The 15785-nt window shown below is 60.3% G+C and carries 17 protein-coding genes; 11 read left to right on the forward strand and 6 right to left on the reverse strand.

What is annotated here, in order from left to right:
- Positions 1-36: 36 nt before the first annotated feature.
- On the forward strand, positions 37-645 hold the full coding sequence (locus ACFSAG_RS13930; protein WP_381515972.1) for a DUF4126 domain-containing protein: 609 nt from the start codon (positions 37-39) through the stop codon (positions 643-645).
- Positions 646-657: 12 nt separating this feature from the next.
- Here the strand turns inward: ACFSAG_RS13930 and ACFSAG_RS13935 are convergent, their stop codons facing one another.
- Positions 658-1551: a murein L,D-transpeptidase catalytic domain-containing protein gene (locus ACFSAG_RS13935; RefSeq protein WP_381515974.1), complete on the reverse strand. Its 894-nt coding sequence runs from the start codon at positions 1549-1551 to the stop codon at positions 658-660.
- Positions 1552-1691: 140 nt separating this feature from the next.
- Between ACFSAG_RS13935 and uvrA the strand changes: the two genes are divergently transcribed.
- On the forward strand, positions 1692-4649 hold the full coding sequence (gene uvrA, locus ACFSAG_RS13940; RefSeq protein ID WP_381515977.1) for an excinuclease ABC subunit UvrA: 2958 nt from the start codon (positions 1692-1694) through the stop codon (positions 4647-4649).
- 5 nt (positions 4650-4654) lie between these two features.
- Here uvrA and ACFSAG_RS13945 read toward each other — a convergent pair whose 3' ends face one another.
- Positions 4655-4786, reverse strand: coding sequence for a hypothetical protein (locus ACFSAG_RS13945; RefSeq protein WP_381515979.1), 132 nt, complete (start codon positions 4784-4786; stop codon positions 4655-4657).
- Positions 4787-5104: 318 nt separating this feature from the next.
- Here ACFSAG_RS13945 and ACFSAG_RS13950 point away from each other — a divergent pair, with 318 nt between their 5' ends.
- Positions 5105-5434 (forward strand): hypothetical protein, encoded by a 330-nt coding sequence (locus ACFSAG_RS13950; RefSeq protein ID WP_381515982.1) that lies wholly within the window; start codon positions 5105-5107, stop codon positions 5432-5434.
- 189 nt (positions 5435-5623) lie between these two features.
- Here ACFSAG_RS13950 and ACFSAG_RS13955 read toward each other — a convergent pair whose 3' ends face one another.
- The gene (locus tag ACFSAG_RS13955) at positions 5624-6058 is read right to left on the reverse strand and encodes a hypothetical protein (RefSeq protein ID WP_381515985.1); all 435 of its coding nucleotides are present in this window, start codon (positions 6056-6058) and stop codon (positions 5624-5626) included.
- 246 nt (positions 6059-6304) lie between these two features.
- Here ACFSAG_RS13955 and ACFSAG_RS13960 point away from each other — a divergent pair, with 246 nt between their 5' ends.
- Positions 6305-7027 carry a hypothetical protein gene (locus tag ACFSAG_RS13960; protein ID WP_381515988.1) on the forward strand — a complete coding sequence of 241 codons (723 nt, stop codon included), beginning with the start codon at positions 6305-6307 and terminating at the stop codon, positions 7025-7027.
- On the opposite strand, the gene ACFSAG_RS13965 is transcribed toward ACFSAG_RS13960, so the two are convergent.
- A complete protein-coding gene (locus ACFSAG_RS13965) occupies positions 7024-8022 on the reverse strand; it encodes an adenosine kinase (protein ID WP_381515991.1) in 999 nt (332 codons plus the stop codon). The genes ACFSAG_RS13960 and ACFSAG_RS13965 overlap by 4 nt on opposite strands.
- Positions 8023-8118: 96 nt before the next feature.
- Between ACFSAG_RS13965 and ACFSAG_RS13970 the strand changes: the two genes are divergently transcribed.
- Positions 8119-8790 carry an EI24 domain-containing protein gene (locus ACFSAG_RS13970; RefSeq protein WP_381515995.1) on the forward strand — a complete coding sequence of 224 codons (672 nt, stop codon included), beginning with the start codon at positions 8119-8121 and terminating at the stop codon, positions 8788-8790.
- Entirely contained in the window at positions 8787-9182 is a 396-nt protein-coding gene (locus ACFSAG_RS13975; protein ID WP_374614362.1) for a hypothetical protein, read from the forward strand. Before ACFSAG_RS13970 ends, ACFSAG_RS13975 begins: the two co-directional genes overlap by 4 nt.
- On the opposite strand, the gene queG is transcribed toward ACFSAG_RS13975, so the two are convergent.
- On the reverse strand, positions 9160-10299 hold the full coding sequence (queG, locus tag ACFSAG_RS13980; RefSeq protein ID WP_381516000.1) for a tRNA epoxyqueuosine(34) reductase QueG: 1140 nt from the start codon (positions 10297-10299) through the stop codon (positions 9160-9162). The genes ACFSAG_RS13975 and queG overlap by 23 nt on opposite strands.
- 49 nt (positions 10300-10348) lie before the next feature.
- On the opposite strand from queG, the gene ACFSAG_RS13985 reads away from it, so the two are divergent.
- The 4 genes from ACFSAG_RS13985 (at position 10349) to msrB (ending at position 14449) form a co-directional block, all read left to right on the forward strand.
- Positions 10349-11281, forward strand: a complete 933-nt coding sequence (locus tag ACFSAG_RS13985; protein ID WP_381516002.1) for an ABC transporter ATP-binding protein — start codon at positions 10349-10351, stop codon at positions 11279-11281.
- The gene (locus ACFSAG_RS13990) at positions 11278-12501 is read left to right on the forward strand and encodes an ABC transporter permease (RefSeq protein WP_374614356.1); all 1224 of its coding nucleotides are present in this window, start codon (positions 11278-11280) and stop codon (positions 12499-12501) included. Before ACFSAG_RS13985 ends, ACFSAG_RS13990 begins: the two co-directional genes overlap by 4 nt.
- A gap of 91 nt (positions 12502-12592) precedes the next feature.
- Positions 12593-13891, forward strand: coding sequence for a cytochrome P450 (locus tag ACFSAG_RS13995; protein WP_381516006.1), 1299 nt, complete (start codon positions 12593-12595; stop codon positions 13889-13891).
- 66 nt (positions 13892-13957) lie between these two features.
- Positions 13958-14449, forward strand: a complete 492-nt coding sequence (msrB, locus tag ACFSAG_RS14000; protein ID WP_381516009.1) for a peptide-methionine (R)-S-oxide reductase MsrB — start codon at positions 13958-13960, stop codon at positions 14447-14449.
- Between the two features lie 6 nt (positions 14450-14455).
- On the opposite strand, the gene ACFSAG_RS14005 is transcribed toward msrB, so the two are convergent.
- A complete protein-coding gene (locus ACFSAG_RS14005) occupies positions 14456-15091 on the reverse strand; it encodes an ankyrin repeat domain-containing protein (protein WP_381516011.1) in 636 nt (211 codons plus the stop codon).
- A 54-nt stretch (positions 15092-15145) separates the two neighbouring features.
- Here ACFSAG_RS14005 and ACFSAG_RS14010 point away from each other — a divergent pair, with 54 nt between their 5' ends.
- Positions 15146-15784 carry an SCO family protein gene (locus ACFSAG_RS14010; RefSeq protein WP_381516013.1) on the forward strand — a complete coding sequence of 213 codons (639 nt, stop codon included), beginning with the start codon at positions 15146-15148 and terminating at the stop codon, positions 15782-15784.
- Position 15785: the final 1 nt, after the last annotated feature.

A 15785-nucleotide genomic window follows, 5' to 3' on the forward strand; every position in this document is an offset into this window, starting at 1 on the left:
ATCGTTTCATCCGAAACTGATCCACGGAGAAGCTGGATGGGTATCGTCGAATTGCTGGGGCTCGCCGCAAGTGTCAGCCTGTTATCGGGATGGCGGCTCTATCTGACCGTTTTCGCAACCGGGCTTGCCATGCATTTCGGCGCGGTTGACCTGCCCGAAAATCTCAAAATGCTCGATGTGCTCGCCAATCCCTGGGTGATCGGCATTTCAGGGCTCGGGGCGCTGGCAGAATTTTTCGCCGACAAGATCGCCTGGCTCGATTCGATCTGGGATGGACTCAACACGCTCGTTCGCCCGCTGGGCGGCGCGTTGCTCGCGCTGGCGGTGGTCGATGCAGGCGACCCGGTGTGGCAGGTCATCGTTTTCTTGCTTGGTGGGGGTGCCGCATTGGCCAGCCACGCGACCAAGGCAACGACGCGTGCCGCAGTCAACACGAGTCCAGAACCGGTCAGCAACATTATCCTGTCAACCGCAGAGGATGTGGTAACGGGCGGCCTGCTCGCACTGGCCTTCGCCTATCCCGTGGCCGCCGCCATCATTGCGCTGGTCCTTTTGGCGCTCACAATTTGGGGGCTGTTCGCAGCAAAGCGGATGTTGAAACGGCTATTTGCACCACAAAGCGGGACTGCACCCCCGCAATCCTGACAACACGGCGTTTCAGTCGGTGCCGGTTCCCTGGCGGAACAGGACCTGCTGGAAAGCCGATTGGGGTGCCGCTGCGGGTTGCATAGGCGTGGGCTTTCCACGCTGCGCCAGCCCTTCCTTGCCCAGCCCGGCATAGAGGAAACCACCGTCGCGGAGCCGGTCGTAAAGCCAATCGCGCCGGTGCGGTTCGACTACGAAACAGCCCTCGCTCGTTCCCGGCTTTCCGCCGCGTGCCGATAGCAGGCTGTAGTTGAAATAGCGCCGCCGTTCGGGCGCATAGCTGTGCACCACGATATCGCGTTGGCGCATCGAACTGTTCGAGGGATCGAGCCCGTCGAGCCGCAGCGACAGGCCGTTGCGCCCGCGATAGAGCTCCCCGCCGCGCGCCGCGCCGAGCGAGGACATCCAGCTATCCTGCACATCGCCAAAGGCATCGGCAAAGCCATCGTCATCGGGATCCGAACCGATGCCGTGTGCCACGACAATCGGCGTATCAAGCCCGTGCCCGCTTTCCAGATCGACAACATAAAGCCGGGGTTCGGAACTGCGCTTGGCGAAATCGACCACGACGATCTGCGAAGGCCCGGCCCCGCTGCCCCAGCGGCAGACATGCTTTTCATAGCTGGCGAGCGCCTCGTCGAGCAGCGATCGGTCGAGCCGCTGCGGCAATGGCGCGGTCGTCGCAATCGAAGCCTCGGTCACTTCGGCAGGATAATGCTGGGTCAGCCGTGCCTTTGCTTCGGCAAAGCCCGTACATGCGAAACGCTTGTAAGCCAGAACCGGCTGCATCACAGGCGCGGTTGCGGGATCGCCGGTGCCGGGAGCGAAAATGATTTCGGATTGTGCCGATGCGGGTGCAGCAAAGGCTGCGATGCCCAACAGCGCATAGATTGCGTTTCGATACACAGCGAATCTGGCCCCTATTCTCTGCATAATGTTCAATTTACAGCAAAAGCGCCGGGTTGCAAAACCCCCCGCGAGCCGCCATCTCGAAACCGAACAGCGCCCTCTTGCGCATTGCGAACAAATCTGGAACATATCATTTCATGAGCCTGACCCATATTTCGGTGCGCGGTGCGCGCGAGCATAATCTCAAAGGCGTCGATATCGATTTGCCGCGCGACAAGTTGATCGTGATTACCGGCCTTTCGGGCAGCGGCAAATCGAGCCTTGCCTTCGACACCATCTATGCCGAGGGGCAGCGGCGCTATGTGGAATCGCTCAGCGCCTATGCGCGGCAGTTCCTCGAGATGATGCAGAAGCCCGATGTCGAGCATATTGAGGGCCTCTCCCCGGCTATTTCGATCGAGCAGAAGACCACGTCGCGCAATCCGCGTTCCACGGTTGCGACGGTTACCGAAATTTATGACTATATGCGCCTGCTATGGGCGCGGGTTGGCGTGCCCTATTCGCCGGCAACCGGCCTGCCGATCACCGCGCAGACGGTGACGCAGATGGTCGACCGGGTGATGCAGTTGCCCGAAGGCACGCGCGCCTATCTGCTCGCCCCCGTGGTGCGCGGGCGCAAGGGGGAGTATCGCAAGGAACTGCTCGAATGGCAGAAAGCGGGCTATACCCGCGTGCGCATCGACGGCGAATTCTACCCCATCGAAGAAGCCCCCGCGCTCGACAAGAAATACAAGCACGACATTGAGGTTGTGGTTGACCGCATCGTCGTGAAGGACGGCATCCAGACGCGGCTGGCGGACAGTTTCGAGCAGGCGCTGAAACTGGCCGAAGGGCTGGCCTTTGTCGATCTGGCGGATGGCACGGTGGCCGAGGCGATGGGTGGCGCGGATAGCGTTCCCACCGCTTTTGGCGAAGCGCGCGCTACCTTCACCCCTGCCCCAAGCAACGTCACCGGCGGCGCGATGAAAGGCACAGGCCTGCCGCCCAACCGCATCGTGTTCAGCGAGAAATTCGCCTGCCCCGTCAGCGGCTTCACCATTGCCGAGATCGAGCCGCGCCTGTTCAGCTTCAACGCGCCGCAGGGGGCGTGCCCCGATTGCGACGGCCTTGGCGAACGGCTGGAGTTTGACCCGCAGCTCGTCGTCCCCAATGAGGGGTTGAGCCTGAAGCAGGGGGCGGTGGTACCCTGGGCGAAATCAAACCCGCCCAGCCCCTATTACATGCAGGTGCTGGCGAGCCTCGCGAAAGCCTATGATTTCGACCTCACCACCCCGTGGAACCAGCTTGAGCCCGATCAGCGGATGATCATCCTGCACGGCACGGGCGGGCTGCCGGTCGAGCTGACCTTCATGGACGGGCGCAAGGAATATACCGTGCGCAAGCCGTTCGAGGGCGTGATCGGCAACCTCAATCGCCGCATGTTGCAGACCGACAGCGCGTGGATGCGCGAGGAGCTGGGCAAGTTCCAGACGAGCCAGCCCTGCGAGACCTGCCACGGCGCACGCCTCAAGCCCGAGGCGCTGTCGGTCAAAGTCGCCGGCACCAACATCTCCGAACCCACGCGGATGAGCGTGGCGGACGCGCTGAACTGGTTCAGCAATCTCGACGCGCAGCTCACCCCCACGCAAAGCCAGATCGCCCGCGCCATCCTGAAGGAAATCAACGAACGGCTGGGTTTCCTCAACAATGTCGGGCTGGATTATCTGAACCTCGATCGCACCAGCGGCACCCTATCCGGCGGGGAGAGCCAGCGCATCCGCCTCGCCTCGCAAATCGGCTCCGGCCTGTCGGGCGTGCTCTATGTGCTCGACGAACCCAGCATCGGCCTGCACCAGAAGGATAATGACCGGCTGCTCGCCACGCTCCAGCGGCTGCGCGATCTTGGCAACACCGTAATCGTGGTCGAGCATGACGAGGATGCGATCCGCACTGCCGATTGGGTGGTCGATCTCGGCCCCGGCGCGGGCGTGCATGGCGGGGAGGTGATCGCCGAAGGCCCGCTCGAAACGATCCTGAAGGCAAAGGGCAGCCTGACCGCCGATTATTTGAACGGCACCCGCGAAATCGCGGTTCCGAAGAAACGGCGCAAGGGCAATGGCAAGAAGCTCACCCTCCACGGCGCACGCGCGAACAATCTGAAAAATGTCACGGCGTCCATTCCCTTGGGCACATTCTGCTGCATCACCGGCGTATCGGGATCGGGCAAATCGAGCTTCACCATCGACACGCTCTACGCCGCCGCGGCGCGGCAGCTGAACGGCGCGCGGGTGATCGCGGGCGCGCATGACAAGGTGACCGGGCTGGAGCATTGCGACAAGGTGATCGACATCGACCAGTCACCCATCGGCCGCACCCCGCGCAGCAACCCCGCCACCTATACCGGCGCCTTCACCAATATCCGCGATTGGTTCGCAGGGCTCCCGGAGTCAGAGGCGCGCGGCTACAAGCCCGGCCGGTTCAGCTTCAATGTGAAGGGCGGGCGCTGCGAAACCTGCCAGGGCGACGGGGTGATCAAGATCGAGATGCACTTCCTGCCCGACGTCTATGTGACGTGCGAGGAATGCCACGGCAAACGCTATAACCGCGAAACGCTGGAGGTGAAGTGGAAGGGGCTGTCGATCGCCGACGTGCTGGACATGACGGTAGAGGATGCGGTGGAGGTGTTCAAGGCCGTGCCCCCGATCCGCGACAAGATGGCGATGCTGGCAGAGGTCGGCCTCGGCTATGTCAAGGTCGGCCAGCAGGCAACGACGCTATCGGGCGGCGAGGCGCAGCGCGTGAAACTCGCCAAGGAACTCAGCCGCCGTAGCACCGGCCAGACGCTCTACATATTGGACGAGCCCACCACGGGGCTGCATTTCGAGGATGTGAGGAAGCTGCTCGAAGTGCTCCATCGGCTGGTCGAACAAGGCAACAGTGTAGTGGTGATCGAGCATAATCTGGATGTGATCAAAACTGCCGACTGGATCATCGACCTTGGGCCCGAGGGCGGCGTCAAGGGCGGGGAGATTGTTGCGGAGGGGACGCCGGAGAATGTGGTTAAGGTGGCTGCGTCCTACACGGGGCATTATTTGAAGCCGTTGTTGGAGAAATAGCCTTCCTACAAATCCTCCGCCTCCCGCACATAGCCCCACTCGCCAACGCCATCCCATGCCCGACCGTCGGGAAAATGCAGCTTCACCCCTGACAGCGCGGCGCGCTTGACGGCAGGCGCTGTCTCAAGCGGTGCCACGATCCGGAAACGGGCACCCGCATCCCGCTGTCCTACACGCCAACAGCTCTGCTAATATGCCCAAAGCTCTTTGAAACGCCCGCGGCCTTTGTGACGCAGCGCTGAATATCCTGTCGTTTGCATGCGTGCGGCGACGCGGCTTTAGCGTGCTTTGCGCGCTTGGCGTGAGGGGGAGCAAATCAGCTCCTTCCGCGCAGGGCCTATAGGGGGTGGGGAACGCCTCTACTTTCTGAAGAATCCGCCATTTTTTGCCCCCCCTTCAAAATCCCCCGCCCCGCCCCATATCGGCAACAGCACTCAGGAGGAGTTCTTTATACCATGCGCCTTTCCGCCCTTTCGCTTGCCCCGATTGCCCTATTGTCGCTCGCCGCCTGTGGCGAAGGCGGGGCGATTGACGAAAATGTGAAAGCCACCGTGCGCCAGTCGATCGTCGCCAGCTGCGCCGCGACCGCGGAGGGGCAGGTGCCCGAGGGCGTCAATGTCGACCTCAATAAGGTCTGCGATTGCGCCGCCGACAAGCTGATGGCGGGCAAGAGCGTGCAAGACCTGGTTTCCAACCCGCCCACCAGCGTGGAAGACCTTGCGCCGATCAAGGAGTGCCTGAAGGAAATCGGCCCGGTAACGGTTGCGCCCCCACCGGAGGGGTGAGCTCTCTTTTTCGTTTCACGCAAAGACGCAAAGGCGCAAAGAAGTCCAATCTGCGAAGCCGCTTTACATGTACGACCACTGCTTTTGACGGACAGTAACGATAATGGAGAATGCGCTTCGCGCGGATGAACTCTTCGCGCCTTTGCGCCTTCGCGTGAAACCCTTCTGCATCTGCCGCTTCCGGCGCGCTTAGCCGATAAAACTCCGCGCCTTGGCTATCGTCTCGGCCAATCCGGCGCGCATCGCCGCCCATGCCGCGCGCTCATCGGCTGCGTCTTCGGGCAGCGTTTCCTCGATCAGGTCGATCCCCGCCCACAGCATCCCTTCATACCAGCCGGGCTCGACTTTGAGCGTTTCCTGGTGGTGGGGGATCGAATCATAGAGGATGATGCGGATCTCCTCTGGCCGTTCGAACCAGGTCATCAGGCAATAGAGGACATTGCCGACCATCTCCGCTTCCAGCAACGCGCGCTTGCCGAGGCCGTGATGTTCGAAGCTTTCCTCTGCCGCCGGATGCGCGGCGTAGAAGCGCGCCATCAACGGTTCGGTGATATCGCCGATCGCCTCCGCCACGCGCTCAAGGCTGCGTTCGACCAGCGCCAGTTGGGCCTTCCTGTCTTCCATTCCCATCTCCCTTGAACGCATTTGTGGCACAGGCTGTGCGCGGCGGGAATTGATTTTGCGCAAGCCCACACGCTTTCGATAGCCGGGCGTTGCCATTTCCGGTCGGGGGCATTTTTCCACCGTTATATGCCTTTGGACAGATTCCCATGGCCGGGACAATGTGTAAAAACCCGTCACAACGCACAGAGCGATAGCGTAATCCCAGCCTTTCGGGTCGCACCGAAAAACAAATCCGGAGGAAGGGACATGGCGACCGCTGCCCAAACAATCGACGCCGAACGGCGTTTCTATGGGCGCATGGCGCTCGCCATCATCATCGCGATCTTCATCGGCTTTGCACCCAGTTTCTACCTGATGCAGATGGTCAGCTATCCCCGGCCTAATCCGCCGCTAACGGTGATGACGATGCTGCACGGGCTGGTTGCAACCGGCTGGCTCGCGATATTCTACACGCAGGTGCGGCTGGTTGCGGCGAAGCGGCGCGATGTCCACCGGCAGCTGGGCGTTTGGGGAATGGCGCTAGGCGCAGCCGTGATTCCGATCGCCTATCTCACCGCGATGCAGGCAATCCCGCGCGGGCTGCACCCACCGATCATCGATGCCGAAAGCTGGTCTGCCGTGCCGCTGCTCGCGGTCCCGGCAATGGCTTTGCTGTTGTGGATGGGCTGGCGCAATCGGATCGACCCGCAGGCGCACAAGCGTTTCATGCTGGTCTTCACCATCTGCATGGTGGAACCGGGGCTTGGCCGCTGGCCGGTATTCCCGCCGACCATGGCCGGGCATGTGATCAGCAACCTGCTCGCCTTTGCCTTCATCATCCCGCTGGTGATGTGGGACAGGAAGACGATCGGCAGCCTGCATTGGGCGACCAAGGTCGCGATGGGGGCGCTCGCCTTTGGCTGCTTCGCGCGCTACATCGTATGGGGCCTTGGCATCTGGCCCGCGGTGGTGCGGGTGCTGCCGGGTTAGGCGCCCAGCCGCTCGTCCACCATCTTGCGGATATCCGCCTCTGGCCGCGCGCCATAATGGCTGATCACCTCCGCAGCGCAGACGGCACCCATGGTAAGGCACGCCTCGAGGCTGCGCCCTTCCGCGAGCCCGGCAAAAACGCCAGCCGCAAACAGGTCGCCCGCGCCCGTGGTGTCGACCACCCGATCGACTGTTTCGGCCGGAACGCGCGCATGTTCGGCGCCGCGATGCGCCTCTGCCCCCGCCGCACCATGGGTGCAAACCAGCATCGGCACGCGCTGCGCCAGCGCCGCGACTGCGGCTTCGGTATCGTCGGTCTGCATCATCGCGCGCACTTCGGTATCGTTGGCGAAGAGCAGGTCGAGCGAACCGTCAGCCATCAGCGCAAAGAATTCATCGCGATGCCCGTCGACAACAAAGGCGTCAGACAGCGTCAGCGCAACCTTGCGACCGGCGCTTTTTGCGATGGCAATCGCCCCCGTCATCGCAGCACGCGATTCAGGTGCGTTCCACAAATAGCCTTCCAGATACAGCCAGGCTGAATCTTCGATCTTGCCTTTGTCGATAGCGGTCTCGGGCAGGAATTGCGCCGCACCGAGGAAGGTATTCATCGTGCGCTGGGCATCCGGCGTCACCAGGATCAGGCAGCGCGCGGTCGGCGGCTGTCCTGGACGGGCGGGCACATCAAAGTCGATACCCGTCGCACGGATGTCATGCGCAAAAACGTCACCCAATTGGTCTTGCGCAACCTGCCCGATGAACGCGGTCTTGTGGCCGAGCCGCGAAAGCCCCGCCAGCGTATTGGCCGCGCTGCCTCCGCTGATCTCCCGACCCGGACCCATGGCATCGTACAGCGATTGCGCGCGATCGGCATCGATCAGCGTCATCCCGCCCTTGTTGAGCTTCTGCGCCTCGATAAAGGCGTCGTCGGCGTCTGAGATCACGTCGACAATGGCATTGCCGATGGCCAGCACGTCGTAGCGGGTTTGTGTCATCATTGGGTCCCTGATTGCGTTTGGCGCGCCCTAATGTGCCTTGGCCAAAAGGGCAAGTGGCTTGCATGTGTAATACACCTGCATTATCTTGGGCGGATGTTGAGGGCCATCTCGTTCGGCTTCGCCAGCCTTTCGGACAAGGGGATCATGATGATCCTCATCCGTGTCATGCTGCTGACGCTGCTCGCATTCGTCTTGCTCGGTATCGGGCTATGGTATGCGATTGACTCGGCGTTCCACTATTTCGGTTATGCCGACGACGGCGGGTTAAGCGCGGTGGCAGCCATCGCGATGTTGGCCCTGTCGGGCCTGGTGCTGTTCCGCATGGTTGCGGTTGCGATCACCTGGGTCTTTTCAGATGACATCATCGATATCATCGAGGCGAAGCATTATCCGTTCGAAGCGGCGCGTGGCAAACGGCCGAGCAACTGGCAGTCGGCCAAAATGGGACTGCGATCGGCGATGCGGGCGCTGGGCTATAACCTGCTTGCACTGCCTTTTTACCTGATCCTGCTCGTCACGGGCATAGGGGCTCCGCTGGTTTTCCTGGGCGTCAACGCCTTGCTGCTCGGGCGCGACCTTGAGGATATGCTGGTCGCGCGCCACGGCCACCACCTTGCTGCCTTTGGCAAGGGCGAGCGCCTGATGCTCGGGCTGGCCGGGGCGGCAGGAATGATGGTGCCCTTGCTGCAATTCGTCGTCCCGGTTGTCGCGACCGCATCTGCAGTGCATATGGCGCATGGAAAATATCGGGTGAAAGTTACGTGACGCGAATTGCAGCCATCATCAGCGCACTGGCCCTGCTCACTGCCGGGGCCGCACAAGCCGATAACAAGCGCACGAACGCCAATCCGATCCCGCTCGATCGCCCAGCCGCATCGACGCCGGCTCCTCGACAAGCCCAATCCGTGCGCGGGCTGGATGCAGTGATGGGCAAAGACATGGCGACGCTGGTCCGCATGTTTGGCCAGCCCCGGCTCGATGTGGTCGAGGTTCAAGGGCGGAAGCTGCAGTTCAGCGGACGCGCCTGCATCCTCGATGCCTATCTCTATCCTGAAGGGCGCAATGGGCAGGAAATCGTAATCCATGTCGATGCCCGTCGCAGCGACGGTGCAGAGGTCGATCGCGCACAATGCATCAGTGCGCTTTCGGCGCGCTAACCTGCCATTCGGTTTGCACCGATTCATCTCGTTCAAGTTTGAAGCGCGCTTCTCGCTCTGCGGCGAACCGTACAGGATCCAATTGCGCCAGTGCCCATACGGCCGCGCCTCGAACGATGGCGTTGGCATCGTCAAGCAAGTGCACGATTTGGGGCACGAGACCAAGGTCTTTGCTGTTGCCCGATGCGATCAGCGCATTTCTAATGAACCTGTCGCGCCCAGTGCGCTTGATGGGCGTACCGGCAAAAAGCGCGCGAAAACCGGCATCTTCCAGCGCAAGCAGGTCTGAAAGAGGCAATTCGGATAGCTCCAGCCGCTGCGCCATCGCCTTTTGCACGGAGGCGGTTTCGGCAAATTTGTTCCACGGACAAACGGCAAGGCAATCGTCGCAGCCGTAAATATGGTTGCTCATCGCCTTGCGGAATTCATGTGCGATCGGGCCCTTATGCTCAATCGTGAGGTACGAAATGCAACGCCGCGCATCGACGCGATAGGGCGCCGGAAAGGCATCGGTCGGGCAAGCCGTCTGGCACGCAGTGCACGATCCGCACCGTTCTTCCCCTTCCGCATCGGCTTCCAGCTTCGCAGTGGTGTAGATAGCGCCTAGCAACAGCCAACTGCCATGCTCACGGCTTACCAGATTGCTGTGCTTGCCCTGCCATCCCAACCCCGCCTTTTCGGCGAGGGCCTTTTCAAGGACCGGGGCGGTATCGACAAAGACTTTGACCTCATCTCCGGTCTGGTGGACGAACCATTGCGCCAACCGCTTGAGCGCGCCTTTGACGACATCATGATAATCCTTGCGCTGGGCATAGACCGAGATGCGGCCAAGATCCGGCCGATCCGCCAGCGCCATCGGATCGCTTTCAGGGGTATAGCTCATCCCGAGCATGATCACCGAGCGCACCTCGGGCCACAGTCCGGCGGGGCTGGAGCGCTGCTCGACCCGCTCCTCCATCCACAGCATGTCACCGTGCCGCCCTTCCGAAAGCCATTCGCGTAGCCTTTCGCCGGCAAGCGGGGATATCCCCGCATGCGCGATGCGGCACACGGCGAAACCTTCCTCCTTCGCCTTTTTCTTCAGCGCGTTAACCAAATTTGTCTTGTGTCTTTTCACGCGCTGTCCCTATCTCGGGTGTCGGATCAGATTTGAGGCGATTTACCATATGCATGCAATCGAGGCACGCGGGCTTGTCAAGCAGTTCGACGGATTCCGCGCGGTAGACGGCATAGACCTGAATGTGCCGGAAGGCAGCATCTACGGTATCCTGGGCCCCAATGGCGCGGGCAAGACGACGACGATCCGGATGCTGCTGGGTATCATCGATCCCGATGCGGGTACGCGAACCTTGCTCGGTTCGGATCGCCCGCTCAGCCAGTCCAAGCTGGTCGGTTACCTGCCAGAGGAGCGCGGGCTGTACCAATCGATGCGCGCGGTCGATACAATCGCTTTCATGGGCGCATTGCGGGGCCTGCCATTGAAAGACGGCGAGAGGCTCGGCCGCCAATTGATGGAAGAGGCGGGGCTTGGTTACGCTGCAAACCGGCAGATCCGGCAACTGTCAAAGGGCATGGCACAAACCGTCCAGCTGTTAGGTACGATTGTCCATGAACCCAGACTGATCGTTCTGGATGAACCTTTTTCAGGCCTTGACGCGTTGAACCAGGCAAAGCTGGAGCGCATGATCCGTGCACAGGCCGAACGCGGCGTAACCGTTATCTTTTCGACCCATGTCATCGCCCATGCTGAACGGTTGTGCGAGCGCATCGCGATCATCGCCAAAGGCAAAGTCAGCTTTGACGGGCTGGTATCGACCGCGCGCGACCGGTTGCGCCCGCAAGTTCATCTGGAAACCGAAACACTCGATGGTCCATGGCGCAAGGCGCTGCCCGATACGGTTCGGCAGGAAGGCAATTGGTGGCACTTCACATTGCCCGACAGCGGTGTGGAGCCGTTGCTGACCGCACTTGTCGAAGGCAAGGCGGGCGTCAAATCGCTGTCCATCGAACGACCCGGGCTGCACGATGCCTTTGTTGCCATTGCTGGTGAGGATGCCGCAGCCGAAATGGACGCGCCGACCGCGGAGGAACTGCTATGATCGAGACCATTCGTGCCGCGTTCGTGATCGGCCGCCGCGATTTCACCGCAATCATCTTTTCCAAAGCCTTCTTCTTTTTCCTCTTGGGGCCGATGTTCCCGCTTCTGGTCGGCGGTGCTGCCGGTTTGCTCGGCGGGCAGGTGGCGAAAGATATCGACCGGCCGGTAATCGGCGTGGCGATGTCTGTTGAAGACAGCCGCCAATTGCTTGCCGCGCGCGCAACTCTTGCTGAGCAAGTCGGCGAACGACGCCTTCCTGAATTGAAACAGCTCGACCAATCTTCTGCCACCATTCCACCCGAAACTCTGCTCAAAGACCAGAAAAACGGGCTAGCAGCGGTGCTTGGCGGTACGCTGGACCAACCGGTGTTAACCGGCACACAGGGACCGATCGAAAACTATCGCGGCGAAATCGCGATGTTGAGCGCTTTTGCCCAAAATGCCGAAACAACAAAGTTGCCGCCGGTGGAAACCCGGCTTGTGGAAAGCAGTGCCGGCAATGAAAAACAGCAAAGGCTGGTTACCGCGCAAGGCGCGCAAGTGCTGCTGTTCATGTTGACGATGCTGCTGGCTGGCATGGTACTTTCCAACCTTGTGGAGGAAAAGGCGAACAAGATCATCGAAATCCTCGCCGCCGCGGTGCCGATGGATGCCGTCTTCCTGGGCAAGTTGTTTGCCATGCTGGCGATGGCCTTTGTCGGCATTACGGTCTGGTCCAGTGTCGGTTTCGGGCTAGCTGCACTTTCCGGCCCAGCCTTGCCCAGCCTGCCCACACCGGCGGTTGGCTGGCCGCTGTTTGTGCTGCTTGGCGTGGTCTATTTCACCATGGCCTATTTGATCCTGGGGTCGCTGTTCCTTGGCATCGGCGCGATGGCGGCAACGGTGCGCGAAGTGCAGACGCTCTCGATGCCGGTGACCATGGCGCAGCTGATCAACTTTTTCCTCGCCATGTATACAGTCACGAAAATGGGCGAGCCGATTGAACTGTTTGCCTGCCTTTTCCCCTTCACCTCACCCTTTGCAATGATCGCGCGAGCAGCGCAGGATGGGGCGCTATGGCCACACCTGCTTGCGGTGGTTTGGCAGGCAGTCTTTGTAGTCATCATCCTGCGCATCGGTGTCTATCTGTTCCGCCGCAACGTGATGAAATCAGGCAGTGCCGGCCGCATCAAGGATAGCGGAGGCAAAAAGCTGTTCGGTTTGGTCAAACTGCCCGGGTAAAATCCTAACAGCAAATTAAGTTGCGTATCGAAATGGGATTGACATTATTGTCAGCAATGGCACTCTTCCAGCCAAAGAAGAGGAGTCTCAAATGGCAACCGCCCCCATTGTAGATGCGACTGAAAACGAAACCGGTGAAAAGCTGCCTTGGAAAATCGTCCAGTGCCCGACCGAATGGGACGTCACCCGTCCCGAAATTTATGTCGAGGACCGCTGGCATCCGATTTTCAAGGAAATGCGGGAGCAGGCCCCAATCAACAAAGTCGAAGGCAGCGGCTTTGGCGGCTATTGGAATGTCACCACGCTGAAGGCCATCCAGCATGTCGAGGCCCTGCCCGACATCTATTCGTCGTCATTTGAGCATGGCGGCATCACGCTGGTCGATGACGAAGCGCTGGACGAGCCCATCCCCGAGGAAGAACGTATCGTGATGCCGATGTTCATCGCGATGGACCGTCCCAAGCACACCGAAGAACGCCGCGTGATTGCACCTGCTTTCACCCCGGGTGAAATGGAACGCATGGCTTCGGATATCCGCCGCCGCACCGGCGAGTTGCTCGATTCCCTGCCCATCGGCCAGTCGTTCGATTGGGTAGACAAGGTTTCGATCGAGCTGACCACCCAGATGCTCGCCCTGCTGTTCGATTTCCCTTGGGAAGACCGCCGCAAACTGACCGAATGGTCCGACTGGGCCGGTGATGTCGAACTTTTCCGTACCGAAGAGACCCGCAAGGCGCGCCTAGAAAAGATGTTCGAAATGGGTGCCTATTTCCAGCGCTTGTGGGATGAGCGTAAGGACAAGGGCGAGGCGCCCGACCTTATCAGCCGCATGATCCATTCGCCGATGAAGGACATGACACAGTTTGAGTATATGGGGAACCTGATCCTGCTCATCGTCGGCGGCAATGATACCACCCGCAACTCGATGTCGGGCTATGCCTATGGCCTGCACAGCTTCCAGGATGAACGCGAAAAGCTCGAGAAAAACCAAGAGCTTATTCCGAACGCAGTGAGCGAAATCATCCGCTGGCAGACCCCGCTAGCTCATATGCGCCGCACTGCGCTGCGCGACCATGACCTGTTCGGTGCACCGATCAAGGCAGGCGACAAGATCGGCATGTGGTATATTTCGGCCAACCGTGACGAAACGGTGTTCGAAAATCCCGACAAGCTGATCGTGGACCGAGAGAATGCCCGCCGCCACTTGTCGTTCGGCTATGGCATCCACCGCTGCGTCGGTGCCCGCCTTGCCGAACTGCAAATTCGTGTATTGCTTGAAGAAATGGCAAAACGCCGCTTGCGCCCCAATGTGGTGGCAGAGCCTGTGCGCGTGGCTGGCTGTTTCGTGCACGGCTATCGCTCGATGGATGTCGAACTCAGCAAATATTGAGCATCGGCGTGAAACCTTTGGCCTGTTTTCATCGTATTTGATGCAAGACAGGCGAAAGGCAAAATCATGACCAAACAGGACAAGCGCAGTTTCCTTAAATCCGGCGTGGCCGCGATGGCGGCCTTCGCGATCGGGCTGTTTGGGGCCGCAGGTGCGCAAGCGCGCCGCACCTTTGCGGTGGTGAAACCGGATGCCGAATGGCGCCGCATCCTATCGCCGATGGCCTATCGCGTTCTGCGCAAGGAAGACACCGAACCGCCTTTCTCAAGCCCGCTCAATAACGAAAAGCGCAAAGGCAATTTCCTGTGCGCCGGATGCGGGCAAAAACTGTTCAACGCCGCGGCGAAATATGAAAGCGGCACTGGCTGGCCAAGCTTCTACACCCCGATCAAAGGGGCGATCGGGACGAAGATGGATTATGGACTGCACCTGCCCCGCATTGAAGTGCATTGCTCACGCTGTGGCGGACATTTGGGGCATGTTTTTGATGACGGCCCGCGACCGACCGGCAAGCGTTATTGCATGAATGGTGCGGCGATGAAGTTCGAACCCGTTTGAAGCGGGTTATTTGGGTTCGGCAATTCCGCTGAAATCCAGTTCCCCGGATTTCTTCGGCTCGTCGGCCTGTCCACCGCGTTCGATGATCGCCAAAATGGCGCTGTTGCGCCCGTCCTGCGCCGCATATTCGCGCGCGCTGAGGCCCGCAACTGCATCACGCTTGTCGGGATTGGCGCCCGATTTCAGCAGCAGGCGAACCATTTCCGGGTTGCGCAACTGCACCGCGCGGATCAACGGAGTCTCTCCGCTGCGATTGGTGCCATCAACGCTTGCCTTGTTCTTGATCAGGCGAGCAGCACCTTCGACGAAGCCCAACTGGGTCGCCAGCATCAACGGGGTTACGCCTTTGCGGTCCGCAAGGTTCGGATTGGCTCCTTTCTGGAGGAGATAGCTCAGCCAAGTTTCGTCGCGGCGGGCAACAACGATATGAAGCGCGGTTTCACCGGTGCCATCGCGCTTGGTGTTAACGATGACCGATCCGGGCTCGTCCAGATATTTTGCCGCCTCGTTCCCATCGCGTTCGTCGACCGCCTTAAGGAAGTTGTAGCTGTCGGAAAATTGCGCCGAAACTGGCTGAACAGCCAGACCTGCTGCCAGAAACGCTATGAAGAGAGCGCGCGCCTTGTTCCGCATAAGAAGCATGACCCCTGTCGTGAATCGATTGATGCAAACTTGAAATCGCGCCCTTAACAGACCATGGCTGGCGCTGCCATGAACAAAAATGCCATCACGCTTATTCTCGCCCTTTCTCTTGGTCTCTCCGCTTGCGGTTCCCCAAATGATCAGGTGCCTTTGTCGCAAGCCCCGCTCGCCGGTGCGGCCATAGGCGGGCCGTTCACCCTGACCGACCAGGATGGAAAGCAACGCAGCTATTCCGAATTCGACGGCAAATATCGGATCATCTATTTTGGCTACACCAATTGCCCCGATATCTGCACGCCCGACTTGCAGCATTTGATGGCGGGGCTGAGCCAATTTGAGAAGGCCAATCCGGAACTTGCAGGTAAGGTGCAACCGCTGTTCATCACCGTAGATCCGCAGCGCGACACGCCCGCCATACTCAAGCAGTTTGTAACCGCTTTCCACCCACGCCTTATCGGTCTTACCGGAAGCGAAGACCAGATTGCCGCCGCGGCAAAATCCTTTGCGGTTTATTATCAGAAGATGGAGGGATCGAGCCCCGACGCCTATCTGATGAGCCACAGCCAAACGCCGTTCCTGATGGGGCCCGATGGCAAGCCGCTTGCTTTGATGCCAGCGGATACACCGAATACCGAGGCCAATGAGGGCGATCCCAAGCTGGTTGTCGCAGAACTCACCAAATGGGTGCGCTGAG

Source organism: Sphingorhabdus buctiana, from assembly GCF_042680825.1.
GTDB classification, from domain to species: domain Bacteria; phylum Pseudomonadota; class Alphaproteobacteria; order Sphingomonadales; family Sphingomonadaceae; genus Sphingorhabdus_B; species Sphingorhabdus_B buctiana.